General features: G+C 49.5%; 21 protein-coding genes, 1 tRNA gene and 1 pseudogene. 16 read left to right on the top strand and 7 right to left on the bottom strand.

Going from position 1 to position 24507, the window contains the following annotated elements; all coding sequences use genetic code 11:
* Positions 1-26: 26 nt before the first annotated feature.
* A complete protein-coding gene (locus HMPREF9194_RS03340) occupies positions 27-1046 on the bottom strand; it encodes a hypothetical protein (protein ID WP_016524961.1) in 1020 nt (339 codons plus the stop codon).
* 178 nt (positions 1047-1224) lie between these two features.
* On the opposite strand from HMPREF9194_RS03340, the gene HMPREF9194_RS03335 reads away from it, so the two are divergent.
* From HMPREF9194_RS03335 to HMPREF9194_RS03315, 6 genes and pseudogenes are all read left to right on the top strand, one after another.
* Complete coding sequence (locus HMPREF9194_RS03335; protein ID WP_016524960.1) at positions 1225-1842, top strand: TetR/AcrR family transcriptional regulator; 618 nt, start codon at positions 1225-1227, stop codon at positions 1840-1842.
* A pseudogene (locus HMPREF9194_RS12565) lies at positions 1841-1936 on the top strand (alpha/beta hydrolase); the annotation flags it as partial. The gene HMPREF9194_RS03335 and the pseudogene HMPREF9194_RS12565, both read left to right, overlap by 2 nt.
* A gap of 180 nt (positions 1937-2116) precedes the next feature.
* A complete protein-coding gene (locus HMPREF9194_RS03330; protein WP_016524959.1) occupies positions 2117-2797 on the top strand; it encodes an L-2-amino-thiazoline-4-carboxylic acid hydrolase in 681 nt (226 codons plus the stop codon).
* Entirely contained in the window at positions 2790-4754 is a 1965-nt protein-coding gene (locus HMPREF9194_RS03325) for a serine hydrolase domain-containing protein (protein WP_016524958.1), read from the top strand. The genes HMPREF9194_RS03330 and HMPREF9194_RS03325 overlap by 8 nt, the downstream gene beginning before the upstream one ends.
* Positions 4755-4776: 22 nt before the next feature.
* Positions 4777-6117, top strand: a complete 1341-nt coding sequence (locus HMPREF9194_RS03320) for an MATE family efflux transporter (protein ID WP_016524957.1) — start codon at positions 4777-4779, stop codon at positions 6115-6117.
* Between the two features lie 51 nt (positions 6118-6168).
* Complete coding sequence (locus HMPREF9194_RS03315) at positions 6169-7419, top strand: FprA family A-type flavoprotein (RefSeq protein ID WP_016524956.1); 1251 nt, start codon at positions 6169-6171, stop codon at positions 7417-7419.
* A gap of 70 nt (positions 7420-7489) precedes the next feature.
* Here the strand turns inward: HMPREF9194_RS03315 and HMPREF9194_RS03310 are convergent, their stop codons facing one another.
* The 3 genes from HMPREF9194_RS03310 to HMPREF9194_RS03300 all read right to left on the bottom strand — a co-directional run bounded on the left by HMPREF9194_RS03310 (position 7490) and on the right by HMPREF9194_RS03300 (position 10455).
* Complete coding sequence (locus HMPREF9194_RS03310) at positions 7490-7921, bottom strand: helix-turn-helix domain-containing protein (protein ID WP_016524955.1); 432 nt, start codon at positions 7919-7921, stop codon at positions 7490-7492.
* The gene (locus HMPREF9194_RS03305; RefSeq protein ID WP_016524954.1) at positions 7914-8993 is read right to left on the bottom strand and encodes an acyltransferase family protein; all 1080 of its coding nucleotides are present in this window, start codon (positions 8991-8993) and stop codon (positions 7914-7916) included. Before HMPREF9194_RS03305 ends, HMPREF9194_RS03310 begins: the two co-directional genes overlap by 8 nt.
* A 202-nt stretch (positions 8994-9195) precedes the next feature.
* Positions 9196-10455: a phosphoglycerate kinase gene (locus HMPREF9194_RS03300; RefSeq protein ID WP_016524953.1), complete on the bottom strand. Its 1260-nt coding sequence runs from the start codon at positions 10453-10455 to the stop codon at positions 9196-9198.
* A 139-nt stretch (positions 10456-10594) separates the two neighbouring features.
* Between HMPREF9194_RS03300 and HMPREF9194_RS03295 the strand changes: the two genes are divergently transcribed.
* Both HMPREF9194_RS03295 and HMPREF9194_RS03290 read left to right on the top strand, forming a co-directional pair.
* Entirely contained in the window at positions 10595-11911 is a 1317-nt protein-coding gene (locus tag HMPREF9194_RS03295) for a cyclic nucleotide-binding domain-containing protein (RefSeq protein WP_016524952.1), read from the top strand.
* A 103-nt stretch (positions 11912-12014) separates the two neighbouring features.
* Positions 12015-12770, top strand: a complete 756-nt coding sequence (locus HMPREF9194_RS03290; RefSeq protein WP_156827986.1) for a glycogen-binding domain-containing protein — start codon at positions 12015-12017, stop codon at positions 12768-12770.
* A 292-nt stretch (positions 12771-13062) separates the two neighbouring features.
* On the opposite strand, the gene HMPREF9194_RS03285 is transcribed toward HMPREF9194_RS03290, so the two are convergent.
* Entirely contained in the window at positions 13063-16122 is a 3060-nt protein-coding gene (locus HMPREF9194_RS03285) for a FlgD immunoglobulin-like domain containing protein (protein ID WP_245540716.1), read from the bottom strand.
* Between the two features lie 61 nt (positions 16123-16183).
* Complete coding sequence (locus tag HMPREF9194_RS03280; RefSeq protein ID WP_016524949.1) at positions 16184-17245, bottom strand: hypothetical protein; 1062 nt, start codon at positions 17243-17245, stop codon at positions 16184-16186.
* Between the two features lie 119 nt (positions 17246-17364).
* On the opposite strand from HMPREF9194_RS03280, the gene rsxC reads away from it, so the two are divergent.
* The 8 genes from rsxC (at position 17365) to HMPREF9194_RS03240 (ending at position 23480) form a co-directional block, all read left to right on the top strand.
* Complete coding sequence (rsxC, locus tag HMPREF9194_RS03275; RefSeq protein ID WP_016524948.1) at positions 17365-18720, top strand: electron transport complex subunit RsxC; 1356 nt, start codon at positions 17365-17367, stop codon at positions 18718-18720.
* Positions 18720-19706 carry an RnfABCDGE type electron transport complex subunit D gene (locus tag HMPREF9194_RS03270; protein ID WP_016524947.1) on the top strand — a complete coding sequence of 329 codons (987 nt, stop codon included), beginning with the start codon at positions 18720-18722 and terminating at the stop codon, positions 19704-19706. The genes rsxC and HMPREF9194_RS03270 overlap by 1 nt, the downstream gene beginning before the upstream one ends.
* Positions 19703-20827 (top strand): FMN-binding protein, encoded by a 1125-nt coding sequence (locus tag HMPREF9194_RS03265; RefSeq protein ID WP_016524946.1) that lies wholly within the window; start codon positions 19703-19705, stop codon positions 20825-20827. Before HMPREF9194_RS03270 ends, HMPREF9194_RS03265 begins: the two co-directional genes overlap by 4 nt.
* A gap of 12 nt (positions 20828-20839) precedes the next feature.
* Positions 20840-21463 (top strand): electron transport complex subunit RsxE, encoded by a 624-nt coding sequence (gene rsxE, locus HMPREF9194_RS03260; RefSeq protein ID WP_016524945.1) that lies wholly within the window; start codon positions 20840-20842, stop codon positions 21461-21463.
* Positions 21460-22044, top strand: a complete 585-nt coding sequence (locus tag HMPREF9194_RS03255) for an electron transport complex protein RnfA (protein WP_016524944.1) — start codon at positions 21460-21462, stop codon at positions 22042-22044. The genes rsxE and HMPREF9194_RS03255 overlap by 4 nt, the downstream gene beginning before the upstream one ends.
* A 23-nt stretch (positions 22045-22067) precedes the next feature.
* Positions 22068-22349 carry a (Fe-S)-binding protein gene (locus tag HMPREF9194_RS03250; protein WP_016524943.1) on the top strand — a complete coding sequence of 94 codons (282 nt, stop codon included), beginning with the start codon at positions 22068-22070 and terminating at the stop codon, positions 22347-22349.
* 223 nt (positions 22350-22572) lie between these two features.
* Entirely contained in the window at positions 22573-23259 is a 687-nt protein-coding gene (locus tag HMPREF9194_RS03245; RefSeq protein ID WP_016524942.1) for a hypothetical protein, read from the top strand.
* Positions 23260-23407: 148 nt separating this feature from the next.
* A tRNA-Met gene (locus HMPREF9194_RS03240) sits at positions 23408-23480 on the top strand.
* 29 nt (positions 23481-23509) lie between these two features.
* Here the strand turns inward: HMPREF9194_RS03240 and HMPREF9194_RS03235 are convergent.
* A complete protein-coding gene (locus HMPREF9194_RS03235; protein ID WP_016524941.1) occupies positions 23510-24505 on the bottom strand; it encodes a 4Fe-4S binding protein in 996 nt (331 codons plus the stop codon).
* Positions 24506-24507: the final 2 nt, after the last annotated feature.

Below are 24507 nucleotides of genomic sequence, written 5' to 3'. Positions count from 1 at the left end.
TATACATCGTCCGCACCGGAGACGATTTAATCGTTCCGCTTAATAAAGTCCGCCTGAATCCAGCCTTTTTTTTGCTTGCTTTGGATATACAGCCATTCCCGTTCCGAACCGAAACCGTTTTGCTCGACATATTTTCGCGTGGCAACGGCGGACGAATCGGCTTTGAGCATACTCACGATACGCGCGTTGTCTTCATCGGGAATGCTCAAAAGGTCTATGTCCTCGGTGACGGTAACTTTTTCATTGATTTTTTCCACGGAAATATTTTTAAGAAAGTTTTCTTCTTTAATCATGATTTCGGCAAGAGATTGCAGATCGGCGATAACGTCGCTGTATGAAGATCCCATTTCGATTGCGTTTTGAAAAAGCTCGGCACGGATCGTATCGTTCTTCGATTCCATCGCGACCTGCGCAAGAATCATCGCATCGACGCTCGTTTTATCCGTTTCAACGTTTTCGCGCTTTACGAATTTTTCTTTAACCGACCACGTCTTAACGAATTCGGAACTGTACGCCGCGATTTCAAAAAAACGGTTGTTTGCGTTTCCAAGACTTTTTTTATAGACCGCAACGATTAAATACTGCGGAACGATTTCGTCGGTCATCGCCGCAAGCGATTCCGATTTATACAAAACGGTGTCCGCGGCCGAAATAAAAGCGGGTACCGTATCCGGTTCAAAGGAATAGTCCTGCACCCAATAATCTTTGTCGTTCAATTGAATATGAAAGAAAGTGCGCTTTTGGCCGTCGGTTCTGACGGCATCTTTTTTTTCGCCCAAATACACGGCGATATCGCCGAGCGCGGCTTCGGCCGTCCACTTCATTTTGCCGTCGTCGGTTTCGATATAAAGCCCCGTCCCGTTCGCATATATAACGCCGGTTGAAGCGCCTTTCGAAGCGTTCCGCGAAGAAAGGGCGGATGTTTTCGCAGCCGACGAATCGCCGGATGAATTATCTCCCGCGCCCTGCCCTTCTTTTTTTGCGCAGGAAGTCAGCGCCAACATAAAAATTACCGTCAGTATAAAACCTTTTTTTAACATCTTCATCTTCGCACCTCGTAAATTGATTTTATTTAAGCTTTTCGTTTAATTTTATAAAAGAAACCGTCATACGTCAAGATAACGTGTGCAACAAATCGAGTTGACATTCTCTTTCCGAATCTATACTATACGGTCGAAATATATCGCTGATATATACGTTTATTATACCGAGAGGAAAAAGCCGATGAACGAACTGTCGGAAACGCAAAAAAAAATTCTGGAAATAGGAAAACGGGAATTCCTCGCAAAAGGTTTTAAAGATGCGTCATTGCGCGGGATCGTAAAAGAGGCGGGTTTCACCCAAGGCGCCTTTTACGGTTATTATCCCGATAAAAAAGCGCTGTTTACCGCGCTTGTTTGCAAAGCTGCCGACGGTTTGGCGGTGCAATTTAAAAACGCACAAAAAGCTCACTTCGATTTAATTGAAAAAGGCGAAACCCGGTTCAGCAGAAAGCTGTCTACCGAATATCTCCAAACGTTTATAGATTATATTTACGATAATTTCGACGCTTTTAAACTGATTGTGTGCCGTTCCGCGGGAACCGAGTACGAGCATTATATTCACGATTTAGTGGAACAGGAAGTATCCGTTGCCGAGAAATATTACCGCGTTTTGCGTAAGCTGGGAAAACTTGACGGCACGGTAAGCCGCGAATTACACCACATGATTACAAGCGCGTATTTTACCGCCGTGTTCGAAACGGTCGCTCACGATATGAGCCGCAAAAAAGCGTTTGAGTATATTAAAGAGCTCGCCGTTTTTTTTAACTGCGGCTGGGACGGCATACTAAAGATGACATAAAGAAGACGATATGACTTCTTTGAAAACAATGACGAATTGTGCACATACAATAAACGCGGATTTAACGATTTTTGATAAGGGCGAAGCACACTGATTGACCGCATGTTTGCGCGGGGAACTTCGTGCCGCGTTCTCGTTGCAATGGATGCGGTTGAGTATTCCGAGCGTTCGTTCCGAACGTTCGGTCTTGACAAAATTTTCCGTTTCATATATCACTGATATATACCAATGCTATATCAAACAATAAAACAAGGAGCGGAAGAAAAACACGAACATGCAAAAACGAAAATTATTGCTGTACGGCACTCAAATGAAAACCCTGCTCGATACGCTGTCGCCCGGCGCGGTGTGCAAAGATGGGGAACTTGTACTGCGCATGGAAGGCGAATACAAACGCCTTTTAAATGAACAATCTTTTTCAAACGGAATGCTTGCAAGCCACTTAAAAAAATCGATACTTCCGGCGGTCGCAGCATACAAAACGCTTATTGCGACCGGAAAAACAAAAAAACAAGCATTTGAAGCCGTGCGCGCTTCCGTACTGTCGGATTCGGAAAAACAAAAAAAGGCGTTTCAAAAAATCGGTACATTGCCCTTCGGTTTTTCGCTGATGCGATTGATGACACCGTTGTCGTTAAAAACGACTTTCGGGCCGAGCGGCTGGGATTTTAAGTGGAAACAAAACGACCGCCGTGCACTCAAATGGGATTGCAGCCGCTGCTTTTATGCCGATATTTTTGCACAACATAAGGTAAGCGAATTGACATCGATTTTTTGCGAAAGTGACGATGTCGTATACGGCAACATTCCGACGATACGCTGGGCGCGCACACGTACCATCGGCAACGGCGACGATATCTGCGATTTTACCTTTTACAACGAGCGCGCCGAGAATGCACCCGGCGAAAATAACCGCGGCAAAAACACGCACAACAGGGCGGAAAACCATGTATAAAACAGTACGGTCGTTTAGTGATGCTTTCTGCCGGCTGCTGTGCCGTGCGGCGGTGCTTTTTCTTTGCCTCTGTGCCGACTTTTGTACTGCAGCGTCATTGTACGCCGCCGCAGCACAAAACGCGCAAGACGTACAACCGCTGCAAAACGGATACGAAAACATCGTCGACGGCGTAGCTGCCTCCTATGTAGGAAAAAATATTCCGGGAGCATGCGTTATCATTACCGAACACGGTACCGTCGTTTTTTCTAAATGCTACGGGTACGCAAACCTCGACACACAACAGCGCATACGACCCGATACCGATTTTTTTGAATGGGGTTCCGTCACTAAAACACTCGTGTGGGTAAGCGCGCTCCAGCTTGAAGAAAAGGGCTTGCTCGATCTTAACGCGGACATACGGCGCTATCTTCCCGAGAACTTTTTGCGCAATTTGCGATACGATGCGCCCATTACCATGCTCGATCTGATGAACCATACGGCAGGTTTTGAAGAATATTTAATCGATTTTCGTTATTTGAACGAACAACCGGTAAAACCGCTTATCGATGTATTGTCCGCCCGGCAGCCGGCGCAAGTGTTTGAACCGGGAAGCGTGTCGGCGTACTCCAACTGGGGAGCGGCGCTTGCGGGTTTTATCGTAGAACGGGTAAGCGGACAAAGTTTTGACGAATACGTTGCAAAACACATTTTTGCGCCGCTCGGCATACAAGACGCGGAGCTGAAACCGCAGTGGACAGCCGAAACGCTCAAAAGAAAAATAAACGGGTACTCGCATTCGAAAAAGGGATTCCGCAAAGAAGAGTTTATGCGCTTGCGGCTGTACCCTGCCGGCTCTTTAAATGGAACGCCGAACGCGCTCATAAAATACGCAGCCGAATTGGCAAAAAAAAGCGGTACGGCGTCCCTTTTGTTTTCGGATCCGGCAACGAAAGACAAGTTGTTCTGCGAAACCTACCGTTCTTTCGGAGCCGCTTCGGGGCTTGCGCACGGCTTTTGGGAGTATACGAAAAACAACGGCATATTCGGACACGAGGGCGGAACCTACGGTTTTCAAACCCAGCTGTGGGTTCAGCCGGAACGGGAGCGCGCAATCCTCATTGCAACGAACGTTATGGAATCCGATTTTTGCCGCAGTCTTATGAATGAACTTGTTCAAAACGAGGCGCAAGCCGGCAAGGAGACAAGCGCGAATGCAAACGGAAGTGCCAGCACAAATGCCGCCGGCGGTACCGATACGACGAACTTTGCACGATTTTCGGGCGAATATTTTCCGGCGCGCTCCGTATGGACTCACGCGGGAAAACTGAACGGTTATATGCAAATGATTTCCATACAACAAAATACGGACGGTACCGGTATTGTACTGAAAAAAAGAAGCGACGGTAAAAGCCTCACGTATCGGCCAATCGGAAACAACCGCTTTTATTGCGAAGAAGCGCTGCCGGAAGAACAGTACCTTGCTTTTAAAACCGAAAGCGAAAACGTCATTTCCATGACTTTTTTTCTTGCGCACGATTATGTTCCGGCCAAAGGAAGATATAGCACCGGCTTTTTGCTGTCCTGTGCGGCAGCCTTTGCACTTGCGTTTGTGTTTTGGCTTGCATCGGGAATCTTTTTTGCGGTCTCCGGTATTCGTGCGCGGCGGGCGATTAAATCCGCACCTGCTATACATGCCGGCTCCGACCGGCTGCCAAAGGTCCTGTGTGCCGCCTGCGGTTTAATTGCGGATGTGAGCATAATTGCGGGAATGCGCAATTGGTTTGCAATCTATACGATAGATTCGGTTCAGATGAATCTCATAGTTGCAATAAATGCCGCATGCGCGTTGTGCACGGTGTGCAGCTGCGCGTACCTGTTTTATAAAAAACGTTTTTGTCCGGCAGTCATATTTTCCGCCGCCTGTGCCGTGCAGCTTTACGCGGCGATTTGTTTGGGCTTTTTTCATATTGTGTAATTTTTAATAGAAGAGGTATTGTATGAGCGAAGTCAGGGAAGAATTATTAAACAAAAATCCGTGGAGCTTAATGATTAAGTTAAGCCTTCCGGCAATTTTGGGACAATTTGTCGTCGGCTTATATGCCTTTGTCGATTCGATTTACGTCGGTCAAATGGTCAGTACGGATGCGATGAGCGCCGTTTCGGCGGCTTCTCCTTTTGTACTGATTAACAACGGCATCGCGGTGTTGCTCGGTATCGGATCGGGTTCGATTCTTTCGCGCGCAATCGGCGCAAAGGATTGGGAAACGGTCGATAAAATTATGGGCAATTTAAGCGTTTTAGTACTTTTGATGTCCGCCTGCGTTATGGCAATCGGTATTCCGCTTGCCCCCGTATTTTTGCGTTTATCGGGAGCGCAAGGCGCCGTCCTCGATATGGGCGTTTCATATTTGCGCACGGTGTATATCGGTTCCGTGTTCGTCAATTTTATGCAGGGCGCCAATATGGTGCTGCGCGCGGAAGGACGTATGGGAATCGCTATGGGCATTATGGCGGGCGGCGCCGTTTTGAACATGATACTCGATCCCGTTTTTATCCTATTGCTGCCCGGCTTCGGACCGCAAGCGGTTGCCATCGCGACGGTTGTATCGCAGTTGCTGCAAGCCGCCGTTACTCTGTGGTATTTTTTGCGCAAAAGTCCCGTCGTTAAATTTCACGGATTAAAGTTGTCCAAAAAACTTACCGGAGAAACTTTTGCCGTCGGTGTAAGCGCCATGCTCATGCAAGTGATGATGCTTATTCAAATGACGGTCGTATACAATACGGCGGTTAAATACGGCGGCGCCGATCAAATCGCTTTAATGGGAGCCGCTTTGCGCGTTATGCAGCTTGCCTTTGTGCCCGTGTGGGGAATGAGCCAAGGGTTGCAGCCCGCCGTCGGAACGAATTACGGAGCAAAAAAGTATGCGCGCGTAAAAAAACTGACAAACGTTTTTATCGCGGGTTCCACGTGTTTGTCGCTTGTATTTTGGCTCGTTATAGAATGCTTTCCGAGCGGAATTTTATCGGCATTCATTACGCAAGCCGATATCGTCGCCAAAGGAATAACGAACTTTCGTCTTATGTTCGCCGTTTTTCCCACCTACGGTCTTCTTATTATGACGCTCACGTATTTGCAATCGCTGGGAAAAGCAAAGCAGGCGGGCTTACTCGTCGTATTCCGACAGCTTGCACTCGTCGTTCCTTTAGTGCTTTTAGTTCCCGTATTGCTGGGCGGCAACGTTGCCGGCGTGTGGGCGGCGCTTCCCTTAAACGATATCGTCATTTTGGCCTTCGCCCTCGTCTTGCTCATAAAAGAATACAAAGCGCTCAAAGTTTAATCCGGCGAACGCAATATTGCATAATAGAGTAAAAACGGCTATAGTCGAGTTATGAACAGAATATATATTACGCCCGATATAGGCGTCCTCCATGCCGACATCCTCAAAGACCCGTACTTTGAAGGATTTTGGGACATAAAGCGCGGCGTGTCCGTCAACTGCTATCTTCTCACCGGTGAAAAAACCGCACTGGTCGATTTGTACGGCGAATGGGAACATGCCGACGAACAAATCGAAGAACGTTTGAAGCTGCACGGACTTTCCGTTGAAGACATCGACGTTTTAATTATGCATCACGCCGAAAGCGATCATACCGCTTCGGTCGCCGATTTAATGAAGCGCAACAAAAAGCTGCATATTTACTGTACCGAAAAAACCGCGGCTTTTTTAAAAAACTTTATTAAATTGCCCGAACCCGATTTGCAGCGCATTAAAACCGTAAAAACGGGCGACAGCCTTTCGCTGGGCAAGGGCCGCAACGCCGAAGCCGAACTGACGCTCAATTTTTATGAAACGCCGAACGTCCACTGGCCGGAAACAATGATGAGCTACGAGCCGAATTCCAAAACGCTGTTTTCCTGCGACGCGTTCGGCTCGTACGGCGCCATGAGCGACAACCGCATGTTCGACGACGAATTTACGGAAGAAGAGCACCGGGTCTTTGAAGAAGAATGCCGGCGCTATTACGCGACGGTCGTCGCATCCTTCGGCGTACCGGTAAAAAACGCGCTTGCCAAACTGAAAGGCTTGGACATTCGCACGATAGCGCCTTCGCACGGAATGGTGTGGCACAAAAATCCGAAAACAATCGTCGAGCGTTTTGCGCGCTATGCCGGCTACAATACCGGCGGCGAACAGGAAAAGCGGATATGCGTCATTTGCGGTTCAATGTACGGCCACACGGAAAAAGGCTGCAAAGCGGTTACGGAAGGCATAGAAAAAGCGGGCGTTCCCTACACCTTTATGAAAATTCCGGACACACCGATGTCGTACATAATCGGCGAAGCGCTCCGCTGCAAGGGCCTTGTACTCGCCTTCCCCACATACGAATACAAAATGTTCCCGCCGGCCGCATGGGTGCTGGACGTTTTTTCGCGCAAACATTTGTACGATAAAACGGTTTTGCGCATCGGAAGCTGGGGTTGGTCGGGCGGCGCTCAAAAAGAATACGAACAGCTCACCGCAGCTCTTAAATGGACGCAGCTTGAAAGCTTCGAATGGCAGGGCATGCCGAGCGGGCAAAATCTTGCGGACTTAAAAGAGCGCGGCGCCGCTCTTGCAGAAGAAATAAAAAAAAGCTGACGATTCCGCCGACTGTGATTACGCAAAAGCTGCCCGAAACCCGCTCAGGCGGAAAATTCCGGGCGGCTTTTTATTTTCCCGTGACGGACGCGAGGCGGATCATGTCCGCCATAGCCAAAAAATCGTCGGCTTTTAAAAGAGCGAGGCCCTTGTCTTCATCGCCCAAAACCACCAGGGCGTCGCCCGCTTTTATGCCGAACACTTTGCGCGCTTTTGCAGGAATCACAATCTGCCCCTTATCGCCGACGGTAACGGTTCCGAAAAGATGCTTTCCTTTCGGCGGAACGGTAAGCCCGAAATTCGATTTCGCTTCGTGGTTTGCAAGATCGTCGAGCGATACGTCCAGCGCTTCGGCAAGCAGTTTGCTTTTTTCCAAATCGGGAAGCGTATCGCCTGCTTCCCATTTTGCGAGCGCTTGGCGCGTTACGCCGACCTTTTCGGCGAGGGCTTCCTGCGTAAAGTTCCGCAATTTCCGCAGCTGAACGATATTGTCTTTAAGCATATTTCCTCTTTTTTATGCCGAGCAGGCACCACCGCACAAAAGGAATACGCACAACCGCTTCATAAAGCAAAAAAGCGCCGAAAAAAGAAGCGAAAGCCGCAATCGCGTATGCCGGCACCGCCGGAAGTTTTGCGTACCGTGCAAGGAGCCACGCCGTAAGCGTCAACGGAAAATAATGGAACACATATAAGCCGAAGCTCCGTTTTGTCATAAAGCGCGTAAAGGCGGACTCGCGGTCATAACGGCGCTTCATCAGAGCCAAAAGCGCAAGCGAAGCAAGCCATGCGTACGCGACCGCCGAAACGGAATTGACTGTCGGCATGACGGCATACTTATCACCGAAGTGCAGATACAGATACAGCGCTCCCGACAACAGCGCCGCAATACCGAGTACGATATCGATTTTAGCGAGCCGGTCGATAAGATTTTCATGCGAAAATACAAAATAGCCCAAAAAGAAGGCAAAAGCGTAGATGCCGAAGCGGTACACCGTAACGACGGGCGTGTTTAAAATAAGCCCCGAAAAATACAGCGGAACCCCCAAAAGCAAAAGTACGAAAACATTCGCTTTGCCGCATAATGCGTACAATCCGCCTTTTTCGAATTTTCTCACGAGCGCAAGCAGCATCGAAAAAAGCCACAGCATTTGTATAAACCACAAAACGCCCGTTCCCGATGCGACCGTAATCGCGAATACGGCGACGCGCGGCATCGTATCCGGAATCCCGTCAAAGCCGCCTGCAAGGGTCATATTCAGCCGGCCCTGAAGCCAGCCGAAAAGGAGCACGCCTATCGTCGACGGCACAAGCAGCTTCCTCGTCCTCGTGCGCACAAAATCGCGGATCGAATGCGTTTCAAGGTAGCAGCGTGAACTTATTCCGGCAACGATAAAAAGCAAAATCATAAACCACGGATACAAAATATACAACAAAGCGTCCTGCACCTGCGTTTCGGAAAATGCGCCGATAAGGGTATACGGCGGCATAACCGCGTTGTAAATAAAAATCACGTGATACAGAACGACCGCACACACCGTCATCCATCTGATGTTATCCAAATAATGTTTTCTCATACATTTCACACCTTTGCAATTATTGTTTACACAGTATAAACGCAGTGCGCTGGCGTGTCTATCAACCGAACATAACCGTATGCGATTATTTTGTCAGCTTTCGTTGCATATCGCGGCATAAAAAAACCGCCTCCGAAAAAGAAGGCGGTATACTCGCCGGTGCTTTATACCGGCATATTAAATCTTAAGCGCATCCGGTGCTTTATTTTGTTTCCAAGACGGCGATGCCGGGAAGCGTTTTTCCTTCGAGGAATTCGAGGGAAGCGCCGCCGCCGGTCGACACATGGCTCATTTTGGAAGCAAGATTGAATTTATTTACCGCGGCAACCGAATCGCCGCCGCCTACGACGGTAACGGCGCCTTTGGAAGTCGCTTCGGCAACAAGGCGAGCAACTTCGCCCGTTCCCTTTGCAAAATTTTCAAACTCAAAAACGCCGACCGGTCCGTTCCACACGATCGACTTCGATTTAAGAATGATATCCTTATATAAAGCGAGCGTTTTCGGTCCGACGTCCATGCCCATAAGATTGTCGGGAATGTCGACACCGTCTACGGCAACGGGCTTGGCGTCCGCGCCGAACGTTTCGGCACACACGTGGTCGAGCGGCAGCACGATTTTAACGTTCTTTTGTTCGGCGGCTTTCAGCAGGTTTTTCGCCGTATCGATAAAATCGTCTTCGACCAAAGACTTGCCGATTGTGTGTCCCTGCGCTTTTAAAAAGGTGTACGCCATGCCGCCGCCGATAATCAGCGCAGAGGCGTTTTTTAAAAGGCTTTCCAAAACCGCAATCTTCGACGAAACCTTTGCACCGCCGATAATGGCCGTCATCGGTTTGGGCGGATTTTTTACCATCGGCTCAAGGTATTTGACTTCTTTTTCCATTAAAAATCCGCCGACTTTTACCTTCATGAATTCGGCAATCGTTGCGGTCGAAGCGTGCGCACGGTGAGCGGTACCGAAGGCATCGTTTACGTAGATGTCGCCGTAAGAAGCAAGTTCTTTGGCCATCTTCTTTTGTTCGTCCATGTCTTTGGAAGTTTCGCCCGCTTCAAAACGCGTGTTTTCAAGCATCATAATACCGCCTGCAGGCAGGGCGTCCACGGCCGCTTTTTGCCCCAGACAGGAAGGCGCAAACACAACCGGCTTATTCAACATTTTCGCCAAATATTCGGACACGGGCTTCATACGGTTTTTGCCGTTTATAAACGCTTCTTTATCGAAGGGTTTCCCGTCTTTTGCCGCTTTTTCTTCGGCTTTTTTAACGTCTTTTTTCGGGTCGCCCAAGTGGCTCATAAGCACGAGGCTTTTCGGTTTTTGCTTTAAAATATACTCTATCGTGGGAAGAGCCGCCCGTATGCGCGTGTCGTCTTGAACGACTCCGTCTTTCATGGGCACGTTAAAATCAACACGCATAATAATGCGCTTGCCGGTCAAATCGACATCTTTTACCGTCTTTATCATAAAAACCTCCAAAGATTCCGCAAAACAGCAGCCGTAAACGGCATAAACCGAAAATGCAACCGTTTATGTTTTTTAGTCTTTAAAAATATATCAATAATGTGCTAAAATGTAAAGCATCTAAAATTAAGGCAGGATTTTAATGAAAAAGATTTTAGCGGCGGTAACCGCTCCGGACATTATTCGCGTTATAGACGAAGCATGCAAAAAATACACTTCGTACTTCGACTTCGACATATGCTCCGATACGGATGAAATAATCAAATACATCAACTACGAATTGCCCGAAATAAAAGTAATCGATTTTACATCAACCCGAATCGACAGCCGGCAAATACTCGAATCGATCAGCGCCGACCCGTGGCTGCACAACGGAGGAATCATCGCCGTCGTCGCCGACATGGAAGAGCGCAAAGAAATTGAAGAGCAAAAAAATGCCAATATTTTAATTGTACAGACGAAGCGGCAGTTCGCCGACAATTTTTCGCGCCTTTTGCATATTTTGTGGCTGAACCAGCAGTTTTTGTTCAGCAGGGGAATGCAGGGGCAGCTGGGAACGTCGGAATCGGGTTCGTTTATCTGCGGCAACGATCCCATCGACATTCAAGTGTATACAAGCTTTTTGTTGAACTATCTGTACAGCTCGAACCGCATCGACACCGAAATCCGCAGCAAGCTGCACACGGTGCTTATGGAACTGCTGTTCAACGCGCTTGAACACGGCAACTGCGGCATAAGCTACGAAGAAAAAACCGAATGGCTCGAAAAAGGCAACGACATCCTCGCTTTAATAAAACAAAAAGCGCAACTGGACGAAAACAAAAAAAAGCATATATACATTTCGTATGAAATAAGCGGTACAAAGGCCGAATTTTCGATCCGCGACGAAGGAGCCGGCTTCGACTGGAGAAGCCGCGTAAAAAAAGAAGTAACGCCGGGCATGCACGGCATGGGCATACACATATCCGAAAATCTCGTAAGCGACATGACCTACAACGAAAAAGGAAACGAAGTGCGTTTTTTTGTGAGCTTGGCCGGAAAAGGCGCCGCGAATACGGTACCGCTTATTATGTCGCCGTATCAAGCCGTCGATTACGCCGACAAAGAAACGGTATGCCTTCAAAACGAGCGTACAAACAATTTATTTTTTATCGTGTCGGGAAAATATGCGGTGTATTCCGGCCGCAAGCTGGTGTCGATTCTTACGCCGAACGATTTATTTATAGGCGAAATGTCTTTTTTGCTCAACGACCGGCGCAGCGCAACGATTTTGTCGGTCGGGCACGGAAAGCTTATAAAAATCCCCAAAGAAGCGTTTTTAAACCTTTTGCGCAAAAACCCGCACTACGGCATATTTTTGTCCAAACTTTTGGCGCAGCGCCTCTACGTGCAAACGCAAAAAACGATGGCTTTAAATAAAGAACTGGCGGAACTGCGCGAAAAAGAAAATCAAAAATAAAAAACAAGTGCATCGATAAGGCATGAAAAAAAAGGCGCAGTTATGATTGGAAAAACAAAATCTAAATTTTTGTTTCATAATTGCCGATATTCGTAAAAGTTACATGAAACGCATTTATTTAAGTTGTATTTTTTTTATTCTCCTGTCGTCCGTTCACGCACTTGAAGGCGATTTGTTTGCGAACAATCAAATTATTCAGGATTCGATCATTGCACAGATAAAAACCGTGCGCGAACCTGTCGTGTTCGGCGATTACGTAATTTTTACCGCGGACGCTCACGTGCGCCATACGGGTATTGCCTTCGATTTTGAAAATTACCGCCGCGTCCATTCGTTCAGGCGTTTGGTAAAGCCGAACCTCGAAGCCGACAGCGCACCGAACCTGCTGTTTTATGTTTTGAAAATTCCGCAAAATCTGACACTTATAAAATATCGTTTGGTTATAGACGGCTTGTGGACGACCGATCCGCATAATGCAAATGCCGAATTTGCGGAAAACGCCAATGTGAACGTATCGAAGGTCGTTATAAACCGCCCCGCCGAAAATCGCACCGGTATTGCACAACCGGCGGGTTCCGCAAACTCGGGCGGCCGCATCGCACCGGGCACGGTGCGCTTTGTGTATGAAGGCGAAAGCGGCCAGCGCATACGTTTGGGCGGCACTTTTACAAACTGGGATTCTTTTATTTACGAATTGCAGGAGACGAGCCCCGGCCTGTATCAGCTTGAACTGTCGCTGCCGAAGGGTACCTATTATTACGCGTTTTACAAGGGAATGAGCGCCTTTGCCGACGACAAAAATCCTAAAAAAGTATACACCGCCGACGGCAGAATCGCGTCGGTTATCAGTATAGATTAAAAAGCCGCCTCCCGGCAGCGTCCTGCCCTTCGACGCGGCTGACCGTAATAGGTATCGGACGGCGCAAAATTTCCGAGAAATTTTGCTCGCCAACGGTCAGAGCGTCTCGGAGGCAGTTGCCGCTGCCCTGCGTTCGGCCGTTTTTCTTTATGTATTTTGTACTCGAATAATTCCAGTGCCGCTGTCCTGTATAGATTAAAAGTACGATGTTGTAACTCGCAATAATACAGCGAGTTACAACTCGTCAGCATCTCGAAAAAGTCACTCAAGGTCGGCTTTTCGAAAAGCCCTTTTATTTATTCAATATAAATTCGACGCGGCGGTTTTTCCACCAATTGTCTTTGTCGGCGCGTGCCGCAACGGGCATTCGTCCTCCGCGGCCGACGGTGCTTAAACGCGATGCGTTTATACCGTACGACACGAGAATTTCTTTAACGGTTTTCGCCCGCGCTTCCGAAAGAGGAACCAGCGGAATGTTGCCGTTTGCCGTCGATGTTTCTTCCCGTTCCGTTCCGCTTATATTGTTCGCATGTCCTTCGATCGTTACGTTGTAATCGCGGAATTTTTCGAGTATTTGAGCGATACGCTTTAATACGCGGTAATTGTTGTCGATAATGCTTTGATCGAGGCCGCGCTGCGGATCCTTGTCTTTACCGTTAAAGTCGGCATTGTCGCTTCTGAATATAATCGACGGAACCTGCATTTTCAGCACGTCGCCGCTGCGGATAACCAAAACGTCCACGGAAATAGTGCCTTCGGCAACGGAAGTCATGCCCAACGTGTCGGTTACCGTAAACTTATACGGATAATCGACTGCGGACTGAACCAATTCGCCGCCGTTGCTCCTTCCGTCCCAGATGATGCGTTCCGAAATCGCCGATTTACCGGACGTTTTCCAAAAGGTTTTTCCGTTGTTCGGATCGTTGATTTCAAACGACCAGCTTTTAAACGGCACGACGCTCGTTCCTTTTAAGCTGATGAACAAATCGTCGTCCGTACCGTCGTTATCGGGGCTGAAATATTCGGGAGCGGTACGCACGCTCAGTTGAGGCGGCGTTACCGAGCATATGAACGGTGCGGTCGATACGTTCAGCTTATCGCCTTTGGCATAAACGACTTGCAGCGTACCGGTTAAATTGCCTTCTGCAATACGCCCGTTGGACGATTTTCCGTCCCACTTTATAGTTGAAGGAAGGGCTTCGCCGGACGTTTGTTCTCTTGCGTAAACGGTTTCGCCGGTTGCGGTATTTTTAACGGCAAACAGCCACGATTCTATTCCGTCGGCGAGGGTTGTTCTGATGTTGAAGCGCTGTTCGTCCGCAATGCCGTCGCCGTTCGGGCTGAACGCTTCGCGCTCGGCGGTTACGAACACTTTTACGCTGCGGTTGTCGACGCGTACATCTTTTAAGGCCGCGCTTCCGGTATTGCCTGCGGCATCGGTACTTGAAAGAACGACCGTGTACGTTCCGTCGGCAACCGTATTGCCCGCTTCGTCTTTTCCGTCCCAGCTGAACGGCTTTGCCTCTCCTTCCCAGCTGAAAGAGCGGACGGCATTTTTGTTTCCGTCGCTTATGACGGCTTTCCACAGTTTTTCTTTGCCTGTTTTTACCGACACGTTAAGCGTATCCTTATTGCCGTCGCCGTTCGGGCTGAACAGCGTGTACGGAGCGCTCATCGTAACTTCGGGATATGTCGTATCCAATTCGAACGGTTTTGTCGCAAACAACGCTTCGCTTCCGTTTTTGGATACGGTCAACAAAGATGCGTTGTACATTCCGTCTTTGCACAAAGTGCCGGCGTCTGAAAGGCCGTTCCAGCTTATCGAACTTGGAAGGTTCCGTTTATCGCTGAATGTTTTTACCGCGGCACCCGATGCGTCGAAGATTTTCAATTCATACGAAGCGATTCCCGCAGCCGTGCGAACACGCGGCGTAAAAGTTATAGTATCCTGAATTTTATCGCCGTTCGGGCTGAACGCTTCGGGATTGACCGCCAAAATAACCTCGGTCGTGCCGGTATTCAATTCGAAAGCCGGCGTTTTTGCCCGTCCCGTATTGCCTGCAAGGTCGGTTGCGGACAATTCGTAGGTATAAAAACCGTCGGCAATGCTGCCGTCGGAAGCGGTTCCGTCCCATACGACTGTAGGATCCGGCGTTTCGCCGAATGTCCAGGTTTTTACGGCCCTTCCCTTTTCGTCGGAAATAACCGCATGCCAAGCCTTTTCTTTCGAACCTTCCTGAAAAATACGCATAGTATCGAGCCGGCCGTCACCGTCGGGGCTGAATATGGAACCTTCAGTACGCACCGATGCAACCGGAGGCGTGTTGTCGACCGTTATATTGCGGCTTATGCGCGATTCCTGCCCGTTGTTAAAAAGGGCGGAAAACACAAGCTGATAATCGCCGTCGGCAAGCACGGCACCCGCATCGCTTCGGCCGTCAAAAGTAAGAGAAGCCGGCGGCAAAGTCTTTGAAGAAAAGGTGCGCACATCCTTGTCTTTGCTGCGGACGACGACCGACCAATTCAACAAGCCGGAAGAATTGGGCATGGAAAGCGCAACGGAAACCGTATCCTTTACGCCGTCGCCGTTCGGCGAAAACGGGCTTCCCGTAACGGTCATATTTACCGAACGCGGAATCGCGTCGTAAATAATGTTCGACACTTGGGCCGCAGGCGATTTATTGCCCGCACGGTCGGTTGCTGAAATCCGGTACGAATAGACGCCTTCTTTTACCGCGGCGCCGTCGTTGTTTTTACCGTCCCACATACAGTCCGAAGGTTTTGAATTTTTCCACGTAAACGTGCGCACAACCTTGCCGGAATTGTCGAGAATTTCGGCCGTCCATAAATCTTCAACCGAACCGGTTTGCCGTATCGTAACGTCCGCCTTATTGCCGGCGCCGAAAGTTTTCATCGCGTCGGAAGGCTGAGTCAATTCGATTACCGGTTCGCTGTTGTCGACTACAACCGTGTACAAGGGCGTTTTGTTTACATTGCCGTTGTCGTCGGATGCGGTCGCATAATAAAAATACGTTCCGTCGGGAACCGTTTCGCCCGCATCGGAAACTCCGTTCCAAATAAGCGAATCGGGAATAAGCACTCCCTGTTTGGGTTTAAACAACTGTTTAAAGAACGTTATAAACGTAAGCTTTTCGGGGCGCGCTTCCTTGTTGCCGATTGTGCGCACAACCTTTCCGCTTTCATCGGTAATCACAAAACTCCATTCGCTTACATAGCGCTTTTCGTTAACCGCAAACGGAACGACCAGCTGATCCTGAACGCCGTCGTTATTCGGCGAAATATACACCGTTTTCGGACTTGCGGCAAAAACGGAATATGCCGCCGAAAACATACAAAATGCAAAAGCGCAAACCCGAAGAGCGGTTTTGCCTCGAAGGCCGATTTTTTTCAACTTATTCATCATTCCCCCACAAAGTTATTTCAGGCGCGGCGGTATCTTTTAAACCGAAATACAAAGCCGCACCGCCGGAAGCCGCATGTATGCCTGCGTGCAGCGGACGGTATGCGGCGGACACAATCATTTCGCTTTGCTGCCAGCCCTTTTTGCTTAAAATCGATTCGTCCGTACTCGTAAAGCCGAATTTAACGCTCAGCGAAACCGACGGATACCAGGAATTCTTTTTTGCCAACGCTTCGCGCACGTTGCACTGCCAGCCGGTCGAAAGCCGCACCGTATCCGCAATTAAAAACTGCAAGCCGGCGTCGAACACGAGGTTTTGAAAAGTCGGGAAAGACAGATCCAGCGAAAGGCCGCCCGAAAGATATTTTATTTCGAACAGCGTACCGGCAAAGCCGACGTGCGGCGTAAAAACCGACGGAAACGAAGTTATCTTATTTGCCGATCCGTCCAAGCCGATTGTCGCCGGTTTGAAATTTTTGCCCATGCCGGTAAGCGAAACGGCAAAGCGCGGTTTGCGTATAAAAGGAAGCGCGCCGATTTTTTCGGGCAAATAAAGTATACCGATATCGGCACCGGCTGCCCAATCGTCGCCGAAAGCACCGTAGGCTCCCAAACCGACATACAGCCAGTCGGTAATATCTTTTGAATAGGACACACGCGCGGTAAAACCGTTTTTTAAAAGCATATCGTTAAACGGAACAAAAACGCCCTGCATAACGCCGGTAAATACGCCGTATCGGCTCGGAATCATGCCGCCGATATTAAAGGCTTGACCGTACGTTTTGTTTTGCGCGCTCGCAATAAGAGCCGTGTACGCCGCATCGATGACAATACGCTGTTCGTCAGCCGGCAAGGCGGGGTTTACGCCCGTATGTCCCGGATGAACATGGTACAAAGGACCTCCCGCACTTGAACGCTCGGCCGAAAGCATAAACGGAGAAGTAAACGAATACAGAGCGTCTCCTCCGGGCGGTGGATTGTAGGCAAAAACGGCACAAGACAGCAGCATAAAAACCGCGGCCGTTTTTACGATTTTATTTTTTCCGAATTTCATAGTGGATGCCTCCTGACTATAACCAATTAGTTCCTATAGTGTAACGTATTTTGCCTTTTTTTTCCAATCCCCTTACTCCAGCATTGACCGAAAATGCATAAGTGAATACAATATTACGTATGACTACACACACCTTTAAGGGCGGAGTTCATCTGCCCGAATTCAAGGAACTGACTGTAGATTCCGCCGTAGAACAGGCTTTTCCTTCTTCAAAGACCGTCAGCATTCCCGTAACGCAGGGGGGCGCTCCCAATCAGCCGATTGTCGCCGTCGGAGATACGGTAATCCGCGGCCAAAAAATCGCCGAATCGGACGCCTATATGTCGGTTCCGGTTCACGCATCGATTTCAGGTACCGTAAAAAGCATCGAAAACCGTTTGGTTGCCGGAAACCTGTACGCATCCTGCATCGTTATCGCTTCCGACGGCTCGGATAAAACCGCTTTTATGGAGCCGCTCGACCCGTTTTCGTGTACAAAAGAGCAGACGCTCGAACGGATTCGGCAAGCGGGTCTTGTCGGCATGGGCGGAGCCGCTTTCCCGACCCATGTAAAACTGAATCCGCCGGCCGATAAGAGCATCGACTGCATTTTAATAAATGCGGCCGAATGCGAACCGTATCTTACCATAGATACGCGCGCGATAATCGAATCGGCCGATAAAATCATCGACGGACTTTCGATCATCATGCACATTACACATGCGCAAACGGGCATCATCGTTTTGGAAGACAATAAACTTGCACTGGTGCCCGTGCTTGAAGACGCCATTGAAAAAGCGGGCTTCGGCGAAAAAATGGCCGTATCGGTATGCAAAACGAAATATCCGCAGGGCGGCGAAAAAAATCTCGTACAAGCCGCCGTCGGCCGCGAAATTCCTTCAGGCGGGCTTCCCTGCGACATAGGCTGCATTATTCAAAACGTCGGCACCGCGCGCGCAATATCGGAAGCGTTCCGCGAAGGCAAGCCCTTTGTTGACCGCGGCCTTACGATTTCCGGCGGAGCCTGCACAAAGCCGAGGAACATCCTCGTTCCCGTCGGCACGCTGGTCGGCGATCTTATTCCCCACGAATTCGGCGTTACCGAAAACGTAAAAAAAATCGTTATCGGCGGCCCGATGATGGGCTATACGATGCCGAGTACCGATTTTCCTATACAAAAGAATACCAACGGCATTACGTTCCTTACCGAAAAGGAAACTTCCCTTGCCGAAGAAAGTCCCTGCCTTAACTGCGGGCACTGCATTCGCGTATGTCCCTGCCGCCTTACTCCCGTTATGATCGTAAAATCGCTGACGGCCGGCAATTTAAAAGATGCCGTGCGTTACGGACTTTCCGACTGCGTGGAGTGCGGCTCGTGCGCGTGGGTGTGCCCCGCAAAGGTGCAGCTCGTTCAAAAAATCCGCACGGGAAAACAAAAGCTCCGCGCTGAAAAACAAAAACAGGCACGATTGGCCGCCGCACGAGGAGGAAAATAATGTCGGCACTTCCTGATAAAAATCAATTGTACATGTCGACGAGTCCGCATTTTAAGACGCCCCGTACGACACAAAGCACTATGTTCATCGTTATAGTAAGCCTTATACCTTTGGCCGTGTACGGCGGCATGCTCTTCGGTCTTCCGGCTATATTGAACATAGCGGTTTCGACCCTTTCCTGCGTCGTTTTCGAATTCCTGATACAAAAGCTGTTTAAGCGTCCGGTAAGAATAAACGATCTTTCGGCCGTCGTAACGGGTTTGCTTTTGGCATTGACTTTGCCGCCCGCCCTTCCCCTATGGATGACCGTTTTGGGTGCTTTTTTTGCAATCGTTATCGCAAAGGAATTTTTCGGCGGCATAGGTTCGAACGTATTCAACCCGGCTTTGGTCGGCCGCGCCTTTTTGTTTACGAGCTTTCCCGCGGCGATGGGGTCGCATTGGCTTGAACCGGCAACCGACGCGGTAAGTTCGGCAACGGTTTTAACGCAAATAAAGGAAGGAAGCGCATCGTTTTTGCCCGGCGACTACCTGCAATTTTTTATGGGCAACAGGGCCGGCTGCATAGGCGAAACGTCGGCAGCCCTTATTTTGCTCGCCGCCGTCTTTTTGCTTGTTACAAAAATCATCGATTGGCGCGCCCCTTTAACCATGATTATCTTTGCAGCCGTTCCGACCTTTTTGGCAGGCGGCGACATCGTCGCATCGGTGCTTACTGGCGGCTTATTGTTCGGCGCGGTATTTATGGTAACCGATTACACAACCGTTCCGCCGACATCCTACGGACGCCTTATATTCGGGGCGGGCTGCGGTTTAATAACCTTTTTAATCCGAAAGTTCGGCGGCTACCCTGAAGGCGTTATGTTCAGCATTCTCATTATGAACGCGCTGACTCCCTTTTTGGCAAAACTTATCGGACGCAAATACGGCTATCCGAAAATGTTCGCCGGCAAAAAAGCCGAAAAAGCAAACGGGGGCGCAAAATGAAAAACATACTGAAATTGGGCTTTACCCTCGCCGCTTATGCGACGGTCGCCTGCGTATCGCTGGCCTTTGTGTACAACGTAACGGCGCCCGCCATTGAACGGGTAAAACAGGAAAAGGCCGGCGCGGGAATGAAAATCGTTTTTGAACAAGCCGACTCCTTTGTTCCCGTACAAAACTTTGAACGCGATTCGGCAAATCCGATCGCGATTAACGCGCTGTACACGGCCGAAAAAGGCGGAAAAGTGCTCGGCGCGGTTGTCGAAGCCGCAGGTCCCACCTACGACAAGGCGACCATGCTCATCGGTTTGGATTTGAACCGCACGATAACGGGCATTCAGTTTTTGTCTTTAACCGACACGCCCGGCTTCGGCCAGCGGGCAAACGAACCGGAATTTTTAAATCGGTTTAAAAATTTGAACGCCGAAAAAACGCTGGAAGCCGGCAAAGACTTTGACGGTTTAAGCGGAGCGACGATTACGACAAAGGGCGTTACGAACATCGTAAACTACGCCGTGTGGGTCGCCGGCAATTATTTGGCCGCAAACCACGGCGGAAAAGCCGGTTCGGGCGCGGCTCCCGCGGCACCCAAAAAAGCGGCAGCCTTCGACTTTGAATCGGCTTTTGCCGAACTCTTTCCCGCAAAAGAAGGCTCAAGCGCGCCTTCCTATACCGAAATTCCGGGCATGCAGGCAAAAACGGTACATAAAATCCGCATCGATAACATGTGGAGCGTTTCTTCGGACGGCAAAACAATCGGCATTATGGCCGCCGCAACCGGTGCAAGTTATCACGGGACGGCGAGCGTTCTTACCGCCGTCGACATGGAACGGAATATTATCGGCGCGCGCATTACCGATCTCAACGACACGCCGAATATCGGCCAGAGAGCGTTGGAAGAAGACTTTTACAATCAGTTTGCCGGGAAAAGCGCCGATGCAAACCTGCTCGTAAAAGACGGGCTCGATGCGCTCAGCGGAGCGACGATAACTTCGGCGTCTATTGCCGACATTGTAAAAGTGAGCGCCGTTGAAGCCGCTTCTCAGGCAGCCGCGCGGGGCGGAAAAGCCGCACCTGCCGGTTCCGGAGAATACGCGCTTAACGGGCTTCAAATGGAAGAATAGGATGGAACGATTATGAACACACACGTAAAAATACTTACAAACGGCATTGTTCGGGAAAATCCCCTTTTGGTTTTAACCATCGGATTGTGTTCGTCGCTTGCCGTTACCGTCAACGTATTCAACGGATTGGGTATGGGAACGGCGATGACCTTTGTTTTGGTGATGAGCGAAATCATCATCAGTTTATTCAGAAAACTGATTCCCGATTCCATACGCATTCCGATTTTTATTATTGTTATCGCAACCTTCGTTACGATTGTCGATTTGATTATGCAAGCGTATTTTCCCTCATTGTCCGAATCGATGGGCGTATTTATTCCGCTCATCGTCGTAAACTGTATTATCATGGGACGAGTCGAGTCCTTCGCATCGAAACAGGGCGTCGGACAATCCGCCCTCGACGCCTTGGGCATGGGCTTGGGCTATTTGTGGGTTTTAAGCGGAATTTCGATTGTACGTGAATTTTTCGGAGCGGGAACCTTTTTCGGCTTGCGCGTTATTCCGGAAGCATATACAATCGGCTTTTTTAAAGCGGCGCCCGGCGGATTTTTCGTATTCGCCATGTTTATCGCCGTAACGCAGGCCGTCCGCAAAGCCGCGGAACAGCGGAAAAAAGCAAAAGGAGGGGCAAAATGACGGACTTGGAACTGGGAAAAATCTTTTTAAAATCGATGCTTATCGACAACGTCGTATTCATTCAGTTTTTGGCGCTCTGCCCCTTTATCGGCATGACGGCGGATACGGGAAAAGCGATCGGTATGGGAGGGGCAACCTCCTTCGTTATGATTTTGGCGACGGCGGTTACCTACCCGCTGTATACGTATTTGCTGAATCCGCTCGGCTTGGGCTTTTTGCAAACCCTTATCTTTATTCTCGTTATCGCCGCGCTCGTGCAGTTGGTCGAATTCTACCTTAAAAAATCGGCGCCGGCTTTGTACAGTTCAATGGGCGTGTACCTCGCGCTGATTACGACAAACTGCGCCATTCTCGCCGTTACCTTAAACACGATTGCCAAAGGCTACGGCTTTTTGCAATCGCTCGTGTATGCGGCAGGTTCGGCTGCGGGCTTTTTTCTCGCTCTGGTTATGATGGCCGGCGTCCGCGAGCGCATGAAAACCTCGGACATTCCGGCATTTATGAAAGGAACTCCCGTACTTTTTGTTACGGCGGGACTTTTATCCTTAGCGTTCGGCGGCTTTGCCGGGCTTATAAAATAAGGCGGATACCATGACGATTAATATTGTATACCCTCGCCGTTTCGTTCACGCTGGCGCTGATTTTAGGCATTTTGTTGGGCATTTTTGAAAAACTGTTTTACGTTCCCGTCGACGAACGCATCGCAAAGATACGCGCGGTGCTGCCCGGCGTAAATTGCGGCGCATGCGGTTATCCGGGCTGCGACGGTTTTGCCGCCGGCGTTGCCGCGGGAGAAGCGCCCGTAACCGGCTGCGTTGTCGGCCGCGCTCCGGTTGCACAGGCAATCGGCGAAATTATGGGTGTGCCCGTTCCGGCGAAAAAATAAGGCACGCACCGCACACCTGCGGTACTGCCCGCGCAGCCGCGCCCGAAAATTAAACAGACGGCCCCGAGTCGGAGAAAATTCCGGATCGGGGCGGTTTTTTATTTTCTACATTATTTTCCTCTTTACTTTCTATAAAAATTTATGTATATTCACTGTGTACTCCCTTCCGATTTATACTGAAAATCAATCGAAGTACATACATTTTTTTCAACAGGAGAAAGTAATGAAAAAACTTTCAGCTTATGTAGCGGCGTCGATGCTTTTTTTGGCGCTGCCCCTTTCATTTGCCGCTGCCGATTCGTCAACGGACGTCCGCATCGATTATCGGATGAACGTTGCAAAGGCCGACTATACGGCAAATTATTTTAATTGGACGGTCGGGAAACAGCCTGCCGTAAAAGACAAATTCGATACGGCGTCGGGCGCAAGCGTAAAAGGTTCTACAAAAGCGTTTAACGAAGTTCGTTATGCCGAACCTGCCGCCGACAAAAAAGCCGCAATTCCCGCAGGTTTACGCGGTTTGCTTTTGTATCCCGTTGCGAATTTCGACGTTGCACAATTCGATAATCTCAGCGTAACCGAAAAGGGTGGCGTCGTAACCGTCCGCTTTGTACACCGCGGCACGGCATATGAATTGACCACTGACAAAAAAGGAAACTTCGACGTTTTAACCGGCGCGAAAATCGCGCGCAATGTCGGCGACAACAACATGAACGTCTTTACGGTAAAACCCGAATACTTAAAAGCGGGCGGAGATGCGGCAAAAATGTCCGATGTGGATTGGAGCAAGGTGCAGCTTGTAAGCGACACGTTCAGCCCCGAAGCCGCCTACCATTACGATGGCACATTAAAGTTTACTTTTAAAAACAATGTTTTAAGCATTACCGGCACGCTCAAGCGCAGTAAGTAAGGTTTGCACACAGTCGCTCCCGAGTCGGAGAAGGTTCCGGTTCGGGGGCGTTTTTACGAACATACAATGACCGACGTGCGGCAATGCGACGTATGATGCAACGCGCGTATTGACACAAAAGAGCGCTCATGCTATTATGTGCACACACGGCGGCATAGCTCAGTCGGTAGAGCAAACGGCTCATATCCGTTCGGTCATAGGTTCAAGTCCCATTGCCGCTATAATCGAAAGGCGTTCAAAAACTTCACGCTCAGGAGTTTTCGGGCGCTTTTTTTGTTTTTAAAAACGAATCAAAACCGAAACGTATCGCGCCGCAGGGGCAGGCTTTTTTGCAGTCGTGGCAGCGGATGCATTCGGCATTGTCGACCGACAAAAAAGCCGGCATTTTCGCGCCTTCGCCCGTAAAAGTGCCGTCTTTAAGCGGCTTTATAATCGGCACGTGCATGCGGCATGCACGCTCGCATGCGCCGCACCTCGTACACTTCGCCGTATCCACGCGCATGCGGTACAAACTTATTTTGTTAAAAAACGAATAAAATGCGCCGAGCGGGCACACGTATTTGCAAAACGGACGGTACAAAAAAAGAGACGTTAAAACGGTCAGCGCCAAAAACGACGTTTTCCAGCCGAACAAAAAGCCGAGCGTATTGCGCAGACTTTCGTTTTTCGCTATAAGCGGCAGCGCGCCTTCAAGAATTCCGGCCGGGCACACCCATTTGCAAAAATACGGATCCCCTATGCCGAAGGCGCTGCGCACAAGGGCCGGAAGCGCAACGACGAATACGGCAAGCACCGCGTACTTCAAAAAGCGCAAAACCTTATCGAGCTTTTTGGGAACGCGAAAACGCTTTTCTTTTTGCGCAATCGTTTTTGCAAAGGGCAGCGGAATGCGGTGCAGCACATCCTGAAAAAAGCCGAAAGGACATAAAAAGCCGCAAACAAAGCGTCCGAACAGGGCGCCGAACATCATAACGATTCCCGTTATGTAAAAGCTGAAGCTGAATTTTTTGCTTCCCGCCACGGCCTGAAAAGCGCCGACCGGACAAGCGCCGGCCGCTCCGGGACAGGAATAACAATTCAAACCCGGAACGCACACTTGCTTTATGCGGCCTTTAAATATATCGCCGCGGATAAAGCCGGCAATATACGAATTGGAACCGAATGCGGCGCAGCTTTGTATGAGCGGGCGCAAAGCCCGCGACTTTAAAGAAACAAAGGGCTTTTCGGATACGGATACGTTTGCCACGA

The organism is Treponema maltophilum ATCC 51939 (genome assembly GCF_000413055.1).
GTDB lineage: Bacteria > Spirochaetota > Spirochaetia > Treponematales > Treponemataceae > Treponema_C > Treponema_C maltophilum.
This window is presented reverse-complemented; position numbering and strand designations above follow the sequence as displayed.